Origin of the sequence: Halomonas saccharevitans, assembly GCF_032333995.1 — a bacterium.
Lineage (GTDB): Bacteria > Pseudomonadota > Gammaproteobacteria > Pseudomonadales > Halomonadaceae > Halomonas > Halomonas saccharevitans.
Window position 1 is genome coordinate 267200 of record NZ_JAVXUR010000004.1, and the last position, 13916, is coordinate 281115.

Here is a 13916-nt window from a genome sequence, read left to right on the forward strand (position 1 = left end):
CCACACCCGCCTCAGGTATCGGCCCACATCCGCAGCAGGTTGGCGAGGCTTTTGGAAAGGGTGTCGAAGGTCGGCGTCTTGCCGCTCTCCTCGAAGAGGCGGCGGCGGGTGCTGTCCAGGTCGAAGAGCACCTCCCGCTGCTGGGGATCGCGGACCAGGCTCTGCGCCCAGCCGACCGCCGCCAGGCGCTCGCCCCGGGTGACCGGCTCGACCCGGTGCAGGGTCGAGGAAGGGTAGAGCACCAGCGAGCCGGCCGGCAGCTTGAAGGTCTGCTCGCCGCCGGTGGTCTCGATCAGCAGCTCGCCGCCGTCGTAGGCGTCCGGATCGCCGAGAAAGAGGGTGAAGGAGATGTCGGTGCGCATGGCGCCGGCGGGGCTCCCCATGATGGCATCGTCGACGTGGTTGCCGTAGCTCATGCCCGGCTCGTAGCGGCTGAACATCAGCGGCTTCATGCGCCGCGGGCGTACCGCCATCTGGAACAGCGCATGGCGCTGGAGATGGTCGGTCACCTCCTCGCGTAGTGCGCTCACGGCGGGATGGCTGCCCTCTGCCTGGCGGTTGTGCTTGACCGTTCGAGCATGCCAGCCGGCGGTCTCGCGACCGTCCTGGAAGGGCGTATTGGCCAGGGTGGACTGGATCCGCTGAAGCAGTTCCTCGGGGATGATCTGGGCGATGCAGAGAATCACGATCGACTCCATTCGGGTGGGGGCGGCCCCAGTATATCTGAATGAAAAGGATTTGCGTTCACTGCCTGGCCGGTACTATCGTTTCGTCGCGGTGTCTGCCGCCCACATTCATGTACGAGACTCATGCAACGAGAGGAAGCACGCATCATGGCCACTACCCGCACCAAGCTCTGGATCGGCGTCGGAACGAGTGTCCTGCTGGGCACGGCGAGCGCCGGCTGGGCCGACAGCGTCGAGGCCCACGAGGGCGAGATGAACGCCGCCGAGCAGAGCCACCACCACGAGGGTGGCGAAGGCGGCGAGCAGAGCCAGCACCATCAAGGCGGCGAAGGCGGCGAAGGCGGTGAAGGCGGCGAAGGCGGAGAAGGCGGCGAAGGCGGTGGCCTGGGCCCCGATCCGCTGGCGGTCTTCTCCGGCTGGGATGCCGCTCAAGGCGGTGAAGGCGGTGAAGGCGGTGAAGGCGGTGAAGGCGGTGAAGGCGGTGAAGGCGGTGAAGGCGGAGGGAACGCCTCCGCGCCCGGGGATAACCCCGGCGTCACCTACACCCGCCTGGCCATGATGCAGGGCCACCTCGAGGTCGCCCGTGAGCTCTATCGCCAGGGCGAGCAGGACGCCGCCGTGGTGCACTTCGCACATCCGCTGGACGAGCAGTATCCGTCCGTGGAGTCGGCCCTGGCGTCCCGGGGCGTCGACGAGGCCGTTCATTCCTCGCTCGAGACCCTCGAACAGGGCGCCCGCGAGGGGCTGGCCTGGGAGGCCCTCGAATCACGCTATGCCGAAGTCGAGACGACGCTCGAGGAGGCCATGGCCACCACCGAGGCGTCGCTGCTTCAGGATCCCGCCTTCGTCAGCCGAGTGCATCGCGCCCTGGTCACCGCCTCGCTGTATGAGTACGCCGAGGCCGTCGAAGAGGGCGAGTTCACCAACGTCGTCGAGTATCAGGACGGGCGCGGCATGATGCAGGTGGGACGCCAGCTGCTCGAGCGCCAGGGCGAAGTGTTCGGCGCGAGAGATGACGCCGAGGGCTACCAGGCCCTGCTGAGCGCCTACGACGAGGTGCTGCAGGCATGGCCCTCGGCCGAGGCACCGGCACAGCCGGCGGTGAGCTTCGGTGAGCTCTCGGGTGCCGTCTTCCGCCTCGAGCAGCTGCTGGGCGACTACTGAGGCACGATCCGCCGCCGTCATGCCGCGGGCACGGCGGCGGTGTGCCGTAGGCGACGATATCGCCGACGCGTGATGTCAGCGAACGCCCATCCGACGCATGGTACCCCTGGCAGGCTGCTAGCCTGTGGAGTCTGCCAAGGAGGACAGCATGCGATACACCGCGATGGCTCTGCTGGTACTGCCGCTCATGGGGCAGGCGCAGATCATGAAATGCCCGGATGGCTCATACAGCGACCGCTGCCCGGGAGGCGAGGCCTTCCAGGGCGGTGGTATCTCCCACTATGCCGCTCCCGAGCCGCGTTCGTTGGCCCCGCCGCTGGAAACTCGGCCCGACACCGACCGCTCCCGCGCCAGGGACGGTTTCGCTGGCAGCACCCTGTCGCGCCCGACGCCGGGTCCAAGCTCGGTGGCCGAGCGCGCCCAAGGCATGGGCATCAGCCGCAACGAACTGGTCAAGGCCCGCAGCCGCGGCACCATCCTGATCGGCATGGAAGAGAAGGACGTGATCGATATCCTCGGTCAGCCGGACGACGTGGATATCAACGGAGGATATGGTTCCCGCTGCAAGACGATGCGTTGGTACAACCGTCGAGACGACTTGCCCGATTACGTCAGCACCTGCGATGGTCGGGTCGATTACTTCAGCAACGGGTAACCACCGGCTCATTTCTTCTCGCCGCCTGCCACCTATTGGCTACCTAGAGGCCAAGTAACGAAAAACGGCCACCACCCCGATGGGCGAGTTGATGTGCGGCGACCTCGCTTCCATTTCCGGTTTGCTGCTAGAGTTGAAGCCTGCCGTTACGGGCGCGGTACAGAATGATAGCCGTTACCTGTTGTACCAACTCGTAGTCGCCTGACCCTATGCCTTGGCTATGTGCCCGACCCTACGTTGAGACTCGATTGCGACCGTTGGCTTTGGCCCTGTAGAGAGCTTCGTCTGCTTGTTTCAACAGGTCGTCGAAACTCATGTCCGGTTGCAGGGTCGCCACGCCGATGCTGACCGTGCAGGAGATGTGGGTGCCGTCATATGGAACCTGCGCATCCTGCACCGCCTGTCGCAGACGTTCCGCCAGTATCTCTACCCCTTCTGTTAGCGCATATGGCAGAACGGCAACGAACTCTTCCCCACCAAGGCGACCCAGGAGGTCGCCTGTCCGGCAGGTGTCACGCATGATCCAGGCGAGCGTGCGCAGCACCTTGTCTCCGCCGGCGTGTCCGAACGTATCGTTGATCTGCTTGAAGTGATCGCAGTCGATCATCATGACCGAGAGTGGGTGCTGGTGACGACGAGCGTTGGCCAGGTACCCCTCCGCCTCTTCGATCACGACCCGTCGGTTGTTCAAGCCGGTGAGATGATCCGTGCTGGCTGCCTCCTTCAGTGCCGCTTCGGCCTGCTTGAGCGCGGTAATGGACTCGTGGCTCACGACCACGCGGCCGCTGCCGTCGCTCATCGGGACCACCTTCATGCGAAACCAGCACTCTCCCTCCGATCTCTGAAGCGAGTAGATATGCTCGAGCTCATCCAGCGTGCCTGCGATCACCGCGGAAAGGTCTGCGGCAACTGAATCCGCACTCTCTGTGCGCTCATCCTGGGTACTGTTACAGATTTCCAGGTAGTCCTGCCCGACGAAGCGGCTAGTGTCATTTGAATCGTTATCCCGCGCTAATCGGTGCCATGCGGCGTTGACACTGACGATCTCTCCCCCGGGGGAGACGATCGCAATGGCCGAGGACACCGAGTTCAGTACGGCTTGGGAAAAGCGCTGGCTCTGCTTGACACGCTCGTGCGCATGAGCGGATCGCCTGATGGCTCGTAGCTGAGCAAGCATTACTGCCATCAGGAGTGAGAGGAGCAGCGCCAGGATGGATGTGGCGTGCAGAAACTGGCGCTCGAAAAGTGCTATTAGGTGATCCGTGCCCAGAACGGTATTGATGACGAAGGGTAGGTTGTCTGAAGCCAAGTAGTAGGCGAGCTTTTGCTCACCATCATAGGGCGAATAGCCAAGGAATGTGCCGGTGGGATTTTCGTGGATAAGGTTAGTGTAGATCGGGTGCTGGTCGAGGTGCTGACCGGCGATGTTGGGCAATAGCGGCTCTCGCATTAAGAGCTTGCCGTCGCGACGCCACAGGCCTACCGCCGCGCCGGGGCCGAGGTCGAGCGAGCGGTAGAACGACCGGAAATAGTCGATCTCCAGCGACGCGAGAATGACGCCGGCAAAGTTGCCGTCGTTGTCCGTTAGTCGGTGGCTATAGGTGAAAATTGGTTTGCCCGAGGTGCCGGCAGCGATCAGCTCACCCAGGTGCCGACGCTTGCCGGCCTGGTGCGCCTGAAAGTATTCGCGAAAGCTGTAGTTGCCGCTGGGTGGCGGAAACTGCTGGGTAAATGAACGAAACTCGCCCTCAGCATCGAAGATGAGTAGCGCACTGACCTGCGGGAGCGCGTCGGCCATCGCCTTGAGAGCGCGCCATTCGCGCTTCGATTTCGTGACCGATGCCAGGCCATCGGTGGCTACTTGGCGTGCAGTGTCAACGAAAAGCAGGTCGATCGGGTCCAGGCTTCGGTAGACATGCTCCTCGAGCACGCGCGAGACGTTTGCCGCCAGTTGCACCGACTCCTTTCGGATGGTCCGGCTCTCCAGGTTGGTAAAGTAGGCCCAGCCCAATACGCAGATGACGGCCATGAGGCCATACGAGCTCAACACCAGCTTTGGTGCTTTGTCCGTCAGCTTTCTCAACGTGTGGATTGAGTGGCTTAGCAGCGCCAGGGCCAGCAGTGACTGAAGCGCCGCCGTTTGCGGTGGAAGCGAGAGAAGAAGTATTCGATCGGCGGGGTTTTGCAGCCAATAGGTGTAGATGGCCAGCTTGTAGAGACATGTGAGTAGGGCGACGACTGCTGCTACGACTGTAACTGTGACGCGACGGCGTGTCGCAGCCTGGAGGCCCAGGGTGCCGACTGCCAAGAACAGGAACGTGAATACGGATGGCGGCGACAAGGATTCTGCACCGTATAACGCGGGCCAGCCGGTCATGGTGTGGCTCAGACTCCAGAGAACGACGAGCAGAACGAGCGAGCTTGTCAGCAGTGACACCCGTTTCCAGACACCAGCGAAGAACCCGGATATGGCAGCAATACCCGTGAGAGCCAGCGCGATGCCGCCGAGGAACTCCGTTGCTAGACCGCTCTCGGCTAGGGGGAGGCGCAGCACCGGAAACGAGAGCCACCAACTGCCTGCTACGATTGCACCACCGAGACCTCCACTGACTGCTAGGGCTATTGCCAGACGGAATGCGAAGTGCTGGTAGCGCGAGTTAAAGGACATCAGACGCTCATTGGGTATCGTTTGTGTTTGATTCGGTCAGTCTGATTATCGGCAAAGAGTGAATTTTCTTGACAGTCATTCACTTCGCCGTTGGCCTCGCTTGCCTTCAATATTGCCCAGCGGCGCATGTTCCGTCAGGCAGTTCACTGGGATCGTGCCGCGTGCCTGCTAGCGCCAGCCACGCGTGACGTTCTGCCCGCTGGTGGTCAAAAAACCACGCACGGGCAGGGGAGGGGCGGTCTGGTTCTTGGGGCGCTAGCCTCGCTACCGGAACGGCACCTTTCCCTTATCGCTAACCCAGTTTTCCCAGTGAGGGCGTGGGCGGCTGGTGTCGGGCAGGTAGCAGGGCAGCGTGGGCGAGGTGCGCCCATCTGCCTACCGGTTGTTACCTGGCTCGTCCGATTCCGCCGGCTGCTACCTATTTGCTACCTAGAGGCCAAGTAACGAAAAACGGCCACCGCCCCGATGGGCGACGTGGCCGTTCCTCATGATCTTTCTGGTGCCGCAAAGAGGAGTCGAACCTCCGACCTACGCATTACGAGTGCGTTGCTCTACCAGCTGAGCTATTGCGGCGGCAGGGGCAGGATAGCGCCGGGCCCCATGCGCTGCCAAGTCAGGAGGGTGACTGAGGGTCAGGAGCGCAGCCGGGTCAACCCTTCCTGGGCGCTGGAGGCGACCAGTCGACCCTGGCGATCGTAGAGGCTGCCGCGGGCGAAACCTCGCGCTCCGCCGGCCCAGGGGCTGTCCATGTCGTAGAGCAGCCAGTCGTCGACCCTGACGTCGCGATGGAACCAGAGGGCGTGATCGAGGCTGGCGATCTGCAGCCGCGGATCGCGAAACGCGATGCCGTGGGGTACCAGCGAGGTGGTCAGCAGGTTGAAGTCGGAGCTGTAGGCGAGCAGGCTGCGCTGCAGCGCCTGGTCGTCGGGCAGCTCGCCCACCAGGCGGAACCACAGGCGCTTGCGGGCCGCCTCGCCGGGCTCGGCGCTCTCGTCGATGCGCAGGAACTCGATGGGGTGGCCAGGGAAGCGCTCGAGGCGGGCGTCACCCTCTTGAAGCGTCTCGGGAGTGGGCACCGCAGGCGCCGTGGTCTGGTGGGTGATGCTCTCCTCTTCGCCCTGGAAGGAGGCGCTACAGAAGAAGATCGGCCGCCCCTTCTGGATGGCGGTGATCCGGCGTGTGGTGAAGCTGCCGCCATCGCGCACCGCATCCACTTGGTAGACCACCGGACGGTGCGGGTCTCCTGGGCGCAGGAAGTAGCCGTGCTGGGAGTGGACCCGTCGGCTCGGGTCGACGGTCTGGCTGGCGGCCGAGAGGGCCTGGCCCAGCACCTGGCCGCCGAACAGCTGGGGCAGGCCCAGATCCTGGCTGCGGCCGCGAAACAGGTTTTCCTCCAGGGCCTCGAGACCGAGCAGGTCCACCAGGGCGTTCAAGGCATCGGGTGTCATGGTTCCTCCGGGCGGTGGCGTGCAGGGACGCCACCGATATCATACGATCGTCTTAATGCCATCCAGTCTACGGGAGTTCCGCACAGTGCGCAGCGACGAGTTCTACATGCATCGGGCGCTGGATCAGGCCCGGCGGGGCCTGGACGCTGGCGAGGTGCCGGTGGGCGCGGTGGTGGTGGACGCCGCGGGCGAGGTCGTCGGCGCCGGCTTCAATGCGCCGGTGGGCGGCCACGATCCCAGCGCCCACGCCGAGATCCAGGCGCTGCGCGCCGCCGGCGAGCGGCTCGGCAACTACCGGCTGGACGGCTGCACCCTCTACGTGACCCTCGAGCCCTGCCTGATGTGTACCGGGGCGATCATCCATGCTCGCCTGGCCCGTGTGGTCTACGGTGCGGCCGAGCCGCGCAGCGGCATGGTGGAGTCGAAGGCCAATCTCTTCGCTCAGCCCTGGTATCACCACCGCGTGACGGTAGAGGGCGGCGTGCTGGCCGCCCGCGCCGCCCGACTGCTCAAGGCGTTCTTCGCCGCCCGCCGGGGCAGGGCGGGGCAGAACGGCGAGGGCGAGGCCGGCTAGATGGGGTTACACAACTAGAGCACCGGGGGTACCTGCTCGAAGAGTTCGGTGTCGGCCCGGTCAGGCAGCCGTGCATTGAGCTCGTGGAACTGCTCCTGGCTGCGATCGAGGTAGGCCAGTATCTCGTAGTAGCGGCGGATGTTGCGCACGTAGATCACCGGCTCGCCGCCTCGGGCATAGCCGTAACGCGTCTTGCTGTGCCACTCGCGCTCCTGGAGCAGCGGCAGCGAGTCGCGCACATCGCGCCAGCGGTCGGGATCGCCGCCGCGCATCTCGGTGATCTTGCGGGCGTCGTAGAGGTGACCGAGGCCGACGTTGTAGGAGGCCATGGCCATGAACAGGCGGTCGTCGCCTTCGATCGATGCCGGCAGGCGCTCCTCGATCTGGCGCAGGTAGCGGGCGCCGCCGTGGATGCTCTGGGCCGGGTCGAGGCGGTTGTCGACGCCGAGGTCGCCGGCGGTGGCGTTGGTCAGCATCATCAGGCCGCGCACCCCGGTGGGGGAGGTGGCGCGGGGCTCCCAGTGGGACTCCTGATAGCCCAGCGCGGCCAGCAGCTTCCAGTCGAAGCCGGTGTTGCGGGCGGCCTCGCGGAACAGCTCGCCGTAGCGGGGCAGACGCTTGCGGGCATGGGCGATGAAGGTGCGGGCGCCCACGTACTCGAGGTAGTCATCGTGACCGAAGTAGCGGGCGACGAGGGCGTCGAGCTCCTCACTCCGACGCAGCGCGTCGAGGAAGCGATTGGCTTCGCCGACCAGCCCCAGTCCGCGGCCGGCGGGGAAGGCCCAGGCCAGGGAGAGCGGCTTGCCGAGGGTGAAGCCGTCCTCGACCTCGGGGAAGAACAGCCGGTTGAGACGGAACTGATGCTCGAAGATCACCGCGGCATCCAGGGTGCCACCGGCCACCTGGCCGAGCAGCTCGGCCACCTCCAGCTCGGCAGACTCCTTCCAACTCAGCCACGGGTGCTCCACCTGCAGCTCGCGCAGCACACGGCCGGTACCGGAGCCGCGCAGGGTGCCGATCTCCAGCCCCTTGAGCTCCTCGATCTTCTCCGGCGGATGCAGGCCGCGACGATAGACCAGCAGGGGCTGCAGCGGCATGATCGGTCGGCTGAACAGCACGCCCTCGAGGGTCGGGTCCAGGGGCAGGGCGGCCGCGCCCAGGTCACCCTCCTCACGCACCGCCTCGATCACGTCGGGAATGTGATGGTCGGCGTCCAGGGTCAGGCTGACGCCCAGATGATTGGCGAAGCGCCGCACCAGCTCGTATTCGAACCCGGTGGGGCCCTCCCGCCCTTCGTAATAGGTGGTGGGGGTGTTGCGGGTATGCACGCTGAGGAAGTCCCGGGCGAGCACCTCCTGCAGGTGCGCCCCCTGTGGCGTGCCGCCATGGTGGGGCAGCAGCGCCAGCAGCAGGGCGCTGCACAGCAGGGCGGTCCCGCGCCAGAGGCGCCGGGAAGAGACGGTCGCGAATGCGGGCATAGGGGCGGTGTGCGGCGAAGAGACCTTCAACCATAACCAGCTGATCGATGGCTGTCACCTCTGCCGATTTCTCGCGCCCGGCGCTTTCCAGTATCATGTGCGCTCGTTGCCGCCGGCCGCGGCCCCGAATTCCCCCCTGTATCAGAGGCTCCAGGATATGCTCGAACTGCGAGGCGCGCCCGCCCTATCTGCTTTCCGTCATGCCAAGCTGCTGGACGCCCTGCGCGCATCCGTTCCCGAGGTCGAGTCCCTGCAGGCCGACTATGTCCACTTCGTCGACCATGACGGCGACCTGGACGAGGGTGAGCGGCGCCTGCTGGAGCAGCTGCTCGACTACGGCCCCGCGCGCCAGGACGCGTCCCATGGCGACGGCCAGCTGTTCCTGGTAGTGCCGCGCATCGGCACCCAGTCCCCCTGGTCCTCCAAGGCCACCGACATCGCCCACAACTGCGGGCTTACCCGGGTGCGGCGTATCGAGCGCGGCATTGCCTATCGGGTCCGGGTGGCCGGCACCCTCGCCGAGGCCGCCTTCGAGGGCCTTCAGGCGGCCCTGCATGACCGCATGACCGAGACCGTGCTGGCCGATGCCTCCGACGCCGCCCGGCTGTTCGCCCACCACGCGCCGGCACCGCTGGGTAGCGTGGATCTCCTCGAGGGCGGCCGCGAGGCCCTCGCCGTCGCCAACGTCGAGCTGGGGCTGGCGCTGGCCGAGGACGAGATCGACTACCTCTGCGAGGCGTTTCGCGAGCTGGGCCGTAACCCTGCGGACGTCGAGCTAATGATGTTCGCCCAGGCCAACTCCGAGCACTGCCGCCACAAGATCTTCAATGCCGACTGGCTGATCGACGGCGAAGCCCAGGAGCGCTCGCTGTTCAAGATGATCAAGAACACCCATGAGTGCTCGCCCGGCGATATCCTCTCCGCCTACAGCGACAACGCGGCGGTGATCCGGGGCTCGGAGGCGCCGCGCTTCTACCCCGCGTCGCTGGCTGGCCAGGGCGACGAGCGCGCCGTCTACGGCGCCACCCAGGAGCCGATCCAGATCCTGATGAAGGTGGAGACCCACAACCACCCCACGGCCATCGCGCCGCATCCGGGGGCGGCCACCGGCGCCGGCGGCGAGATCCGCGACGAGGGCGCCACCGGCATCGGCGGCAAGCCCAAGGCGGGCCTGACCGGCTTCACCGTCTCCAACCTGCGCATCCCCGAGTTCGTGCAGCCCTGGGAGGCCTTCGACTACGGCAAGCCCGAGCGTATCCAGTCGGCCCTACAGATCATGCTCGAGGGCCCGATCGGCGGCGCCGCCTTCAACAACGAGTTCGGCCGCCCGAACCTCGCCGGCGTCTTCCGCACCTACGAGCAGGACGCCCTGGGCCGCGACGGCATCGAGCGGCGCGGCTATCACAAGCCGATCATGCTCGCGGGCGGCTACGGCAACATCCGCGATGGCCACGTCCAGAAGGGCGAGATCCCCGTCGGCGGCAAGCTGATCGTGATGGGCGGCCCGGCGATGCTGATCGGCCTCGGGGGCGGCGCCGCCTCCTCCATGGCCTCCGGCGCCTCCAGCGCCGATCTGGACTTCGCCTCGGTGCAGCGCGGCAACCCCGAGATGGAGCGCCGCGCCCAGGAGGTGATCGATCGCTGCTGGGCGATGGGCGACGACAACCCGATCCGCTTCATCCACGACGTCGGTGCCGGCGGGCTCTCCAACGCCCTGCCCGAGCTGGTCAAGGACGGCGAGCGCGGCGGGCTCTTCGATCTGCGCGCCGTGCCCAACGCCGAGCCGGGCATGAGCCCGCTGGAGATCTGGTGCAACGAGGCCCAGGAGCGCTACGTGCTCGCCGTGGCCCCCGAGGCGCTGGCGACCTTCGAGGCGCTCTGCGCCCGCGAGCGCTGCCCCTATGCCGTGGTCGGCGAGGCCACCGAGGCCCACCACCTGGCGGTGACCGACGGCCACTTCGAGAGCCAGCCGGTGGATCTGCCGATGAGCGTGCTGTTCGGCAAGCCGCCGAAGATGCAGCGCGAGTTCAGCCGCCAGACCAACACCCTCTCCGGCGTGATGCTCGACAACCTCGACCTGCGTGAGGCGATGGACCGGGTGCTGCGTTTGCCCGCCGTGGCCTCCAAGAGCTTCCTGATCACCATCGGCGACCGCTCGATCACCGGCCAGGTGGCCCGTGACCAGATGGTTGGCCCCTGGCAGGTGCCGGTGGCCGACGTCGCCGTGACCACGGCGAGCTTCGATACCCATGCCGGCGAGGCGATGGCCATGGGCGAGCGTCCGCCGGTGGCGCTGATCGACCCCGCCGCCAGCGCGCGCCTGTCGGTAGCCGAGGCGATCACCAACCTGGCCGCCGCGCCGATCGAGAAGCTCGAGGACATCAAGCTTTCGGCCAACTGGATGAGCGCCGCCGACCATCCCGGCGAGAACCAGGCGCTGTATGACGCCGTGCACGCCGTGGGCATGGAACTGTGTCCGGCGCTGGGCATCGCCATCCCGGTGGGCAAGGACTCGATGTCCATGCGCACCGCCTGGCAGGAGGACGGCGAGGAGAAGAGCATCACCTCGCCGCTGTCGCTGTCGATCACCGGTTTCGCCCCGGTCACCGACGCCATGAAGACGCTGACCCCCCAGATCGACCTGGAGCAGGACGAGTCCGACCTGCTGCTGATCGATCTGGGCGGTGGCAAGAACCGCCTGGGCGGCTCGGCGCTGGCCCAGGTCTACGGCCAGGTGGGCGACGAGTGCCCGGACCTGGACGACCCCGAGGACCTGCGCGCCTTCTTCACCGTGATTCAGGGGCTCAACGCCGAGGGCAAGCTGCTGGCCTACCACGACCGCAGCGACGGCGGCCTGCTGGTGACCCTGCTGGAGATGGCCTTCGCCGCCCACACGGGCCTGGAGATCAAGCTCGACTGGATGATCGATGAGCCCGTCGACGCCCTCAACGCGCTGTTTGCCGAGGAGCTCGGTGCGGTCATCCAGGTGAACCGCCAGGACACCGAGGAGGTGCTGGCGCAGTTCGCCGCGGCGGGCATCGAGACCTGCGGCGTCATCGCCCGGCCGCGCTACGACGACCAGGTGCGCGTCACCCTGTTCGAGGAGCCGCTGCTGGAGACCACCCGGCTGCTGGCCGAGCGCACCTGGGCCGAGACCAGCTATCGCCTGCAGGCGCTGCGCGACAACGCCGAGTGCGCCAAGAACGAGTTCGACGGCCTGCTCGACGGCCGCGACCCGGGTCTCTCGGCCCAGCCGAGCTTCGACGTCGACGAGGACATCGCCGCGCCCTATCTTCAGGCACCCCAGATCAACAAGACCCGTCCGGCGGTGGCGGTGCTGCGCGAGCAGGGCGTCAACGGTCAGCTGGAGATGGCCTGGGCCTTCGACAAGGCCGGCTTCGAGGCCGTCGACGTGCACATGAGCGACATCCTCGAGGGGCGGGTGAGCCTCGAGGCGTTCAAGGGCCTGGTGGCCTGCGGCGGCTTCTCCTACGGCGACGTGCTGGGCGCCGGCGGCGGCTGGGCCAAGTCGATCCTCTTCAACCCCCGCGCCCGTGAGCAGTTCGCGGCCTTCTTCGAGCGCGACGACAGCTTCTCGCTGGGCGTGTGCAACGGCTGCCAGATGCTCGCCCAGCTCAAGGCGCTGATCCCGGGCGCCGAGGCCTGGCCGCGCTTCGTGCGCAACGAGTCCGAGCAGTTCGAGGCGCGGGTCTCGATGGTGCAGGTGGAGGAGAGCCCGTCGATCCTGCTCGCCGGCATGCAGGGCTCACGCCTGCCCATCGCCGTGGCCCACGGCGAGGGCCGGGCCGAGTTCCGCGACAGCGCCCACCTGCGAAGCCTTCAGGGCAGCGGCCAGGTCGCCCTGCGCTTCCTGGACAACCACGGCCAGGTGACCACCCGCTATCCGGCCAACCCCAACGGCTCGCCCTCCGGCATCACTGGCCTGACCACGCCGGACGGCCGCGTGACCATCATGATGCCGCACCCGGAGCGGGTCGTGCGGGCGGTGACCAACTCCTGGCGCCCGGCCGAGTGGACGAAGGACGGCGCCTGGATGCGCCTGTTCCGCAACGCCCGCACCTGGCTCGGCTAATGTGCGAGCTCCGGCGACGCTCGCGCCGTCGCTAAAACGCCAACGCCCGGGACCTGGTCTCGGGCGTTGGCGTTTTTACTGAGGCCTTCTGTCGCCGGTCTTATGGCGTCGCCGACCCTCGCGTCAGTACGCGGCGAGGCGGGGGTTCAGCCGCGTCCGTCCTCCTCGGCATCGTGGCGGTGAAGCTGTGCCTCGAGCTCCTCGATGGCGTGGCGGAACTGCGCCTGAAAATGATCGAAGCGTCCGAAGTCGTAGTCGCATTCGGCGCAATGGACGTGGTACTCGTCCTTGCGGCCGGGCGGGAATCGCTTCATGCGATGGCCGCACTTGGGGCATTCCGGGCTGGTCTTCACTTTCATGTGCGCCTCTCCTGTATTGGCGATGGGGGATCGGATAATCCGTGTGTCCCTTCTAGATATCAGGGTGAAAGGCCGCGAGGTCAAGGGCTCAGCTTCCTCGGCCGTGTCGCAGGAAGGAAATGAAAAATAATTCCATTGCTTGTTGCCTTGCCGATCGGGCCGGTCTATAAGAGCGCTCGGGGCGGTCGGCACGGTGTCGGGTGCCGCTATCGAGGGGGCGAGACGACGATGCATGAGGGGCTGAGCCTGCTCTACGTGGGCGCGGTGCTGGTGCTCAACGGCCTGTGGATGATGGGGCGTATCGAGGATCGCGAGATCCAGGTAATCAACTTCTTCGTCGGCGGGGTGAGCCTCGCCGTGGCCGCCTACGCGGCCTTCGGCCCCGGGGCCGATGCCGCCAGCGTGCGCACCGCGGCCATGACGCTGCTGTTCGCCCTGACCTACCTCTGGGTGGCCATCAATCGCCGCAACGGCAGCTCCGGTCACGGCCTGGGCTACTTCTGCCTGTTCGTGGCGCTCACCGCCCTGCCCACCGGGCTCTTGCAGCTCGCGGTCGCCGAGGGGCTGTGGGGCTGGTGGTTGGGCGCCAACTGGCTGGCCTGGGCGTCGCTGTGGTTCGGCTTCTACCTGATGCTCTGCCACCGCCCGCACCTGAAGCCGCTGATGGCACGCACCTCCCTGACCCAGGGGCTGGTGACCGCCTGGGTGCCGGGCTACCTGCTGCTGCAGGGCCTGATCAGCTGAGCGCACCGGGTGCCTGACGCGGACGACGCCGCCCGGTAGGATGGCGG

Annotated in this window: 10 protein-coding genes and 1 tRNA gene; 5 read left to right on the forward strand and 6 right to left on the reverse strand. The window is 66.6% G+C overall.

What is annotated here, in order from left to right:
- Positions 1–11: 11 nt before the first annotated feature.
- Positions 12–686: a Fe2+-dependent dioxygenase gene (locus RSO68_RS11700; RefSeq protein ID WP_089847308.1), complete on the reverse strand. Its 675-nt coding sequence runs from the start codon at positions 684–686 to the stop codon at positions 12–14.
- Positions 687–833: 147 nt separating this feature from the next.
- Here RSO68_RS11700 and RSO68_RS11705 point away from each other — a divergent pair, with 147 nt between their 5' ends.
- Together RSO68_RS11705 and RSO68_RS11710 are read left to right on the forward strand one after the other, a co-directional pair.
- Complete coding sequence (locus RSO68_RS11705; protein ID WP_315586716.1) at positions 834–1850, forward strand: hypothetical protein; 1017 nt, start codon at positions 834–836, stop codon at positions 1848–1850.
- Between the two features lie 148 nt (positions 1851–1998).
- Positions 1999–2505 carry a hypothetical protein gene (locus RSO68_RS11710; protein WP_315586717.1) on the forward strand — a complete coding sequence of 169 codons (507 nt, stop codon included), beginning with the start codon at positions 1999–2001 and terminating at the stop codon, positions 2503–2505.
- A 232-nt stretch (positions 2506–2737) separates the two neighbouring features.
- On the opposite strand, the gene RSO68_RS11715 is transcribed toward RSO68_RS11710, so the two are convergent.
- From RSO68_RS11715 to RSO68_RS11725, 3 genes are all read right to left on the reverse strand, one after another.
- On the reverse strand, positions 2738–5173 hold the full coding sequence (locus RSO68_RS11715; RefSeq protein WP_315586718.1) for a diguanylate cyclase: 2436 nt from the start codon (positions 5171–5173) through the stop codon (positions 2738–2740).
- Between the two features lie 497 nt (positions 5174–5670).
- Positions 5671–5746: transfer RNA gene (locus RSO68_RS11720), tRNA-Thr, on the reverse strand.
- Positions 5747–5805: 59 nt separating this feature from the next.
- The gene (locus tag RSO68_RS11725) at positions 5806–6621 is read right to left on the reverse strand and encodes an acyl-CoA thioesterase (RefSeq protein ID WP_089847337.1); all 816 of its coding nucleotides are present in this window, start codon (positions 6619–6621) and stop codon (positions 5806–5808) included.
- Between the two features lie 85 nt (positions 6622–6706).
- Between RSO68_RS11725 and tadA the strand changes: the two genes are divergently transcribed.
- On the forward strand, positions 6707–7195 hold the full coding sequence (tadA, locus tag RSO68_RS11730; RefSeq protein WP_089847340.1) for a tRNA adenosine(34) deaminase TadA: 489 nt from the start codon (positions 6707–6709) through the stop codon (positions 7193–7195).
- Between the two features lie 14 nt (positions 7196–7209).
- Here tadA and mltF read toward each other — a convergent pair whose 3' ends face one another.
- Positions 7210–8673, reverse strand: a complete 1464-nt coding sequence (gene mltF, locus RSO68_RS11735; RefSeq protein WP_315586719.1) for a membrane-bound lytic murein transglycosylase MltF — start codon at positions 8671–8673, stop codon at positions 7210–7212.
- A 157-nt stretch (positions 8674–8830) separates the two neighbouring features.
- Here mltF and purL point away from each other — a divergent pair, with 157 nt between their 5' ends.
- Positions 8831–12766 (forward strand): phosphoribosylformylglycinamidine synthase, encoded by a 3936-nt coding sequence (purL, locus tag RSO68_RS11740; protein WP_315586720.1) that lies wholly within the window; start codon positions 8831–8833, stop codon positions 12764–12766.
- Positions 12767–12912: 146 nt separating this feature from the next.
- On the opposite strand, the gene RSO68_RS11745 is transcribed toward purL, so the two are convergent.
- The gene (locus RSO68_RS11745) at positions 12913–13125 is read right to left on the reverse strand and encodes a hypothetical protein (protein WP_089847346.1); all 213 of its coding nucleotides are present in this window, start codon (positions 13123–13125) and stop codon (positions 12913–12915) included.
- A 228-nt stretch (positions 13126–13353) separates the two neighbouring features.
- Between RSO68_RS11745 and RSO68_RS11750 the strand changes: the two genes are divergently transcribed.
- Positions 13354–13869, forward strand: a complete 516-nt coding sequence (locus tag RSO68_RS11750; RefSeq protein WP_089847348.1) for an AmiS/UreI family transporter — start codon at positions 13354–13356, stop codon at positions 13867–13869.
- The last annotated feature ends 47 nt before the right edge of the window (positions 13870–13916 follow it).

What these genes read in the sequence shown, in the direction of transcription:
- purL (WP_315586720.1), top strand. Translation starts at nt 8,831, where the DNA reads ATGCTCGAACTGCGAGGCGCGCCCGCCCTATCTGCTTTCCGTCATGCC.
- RSO68_RS11710 (WP_315586717.1), top strand. Translation starts at nt 1,999, where the DNA reads ATGCGATACACCGCGATGGCTCTGCTGGTACTGCCGCTCATGGGGCAG.
- RSO68_RS11745 (WP_089847346.1), bottom strand. Translation starts at nt 13,125, where the DNA reads ATGAAAGTGAAGACCAGCCCGGAATGCCCCAAGTGCGGCCATCGCATG.
- RSO68_RS11715 (WP_315586718.1), bottom strand. Translation starts at nt 5,173, where the DNA reads ATGTCCTTTAACTCGCGCTACCAGCACTTCGCATTCCGTCTGGCAATA.
- mltF (WP_315586719.1), bottom strand. Translation starts at nt 8,673, where the DNA reads ATGCCCGCATTCGCGACCGTCTCTTCCCGGCGCCTCTGGCGCGGGACC.
- RSO68_RS11750 (WP_089847348.1), top strand. Translation starts at nt 13,354, where the DNA reads ATGCATGAGGGGCTGAGCCTGCTCTACGTGGGCGCGGTGCTGGTGCTC.
- RSO68_RS11725 (WP_089847337.1), bottom strand. Translation starts at nt 6,621, where the DNA reads ATGACACCCGATGCCTTGAACGCCCTGGTGGACCTGCTCGGTCTCGAG.
- RSO68_RS11705 (WP_315586716.1), top strand. Translation starts at nt 834, where the DNA reads ATGGCCACTACCCGCACCAAGCTCTGGATCGGCGTCGGAACGAGTGTC.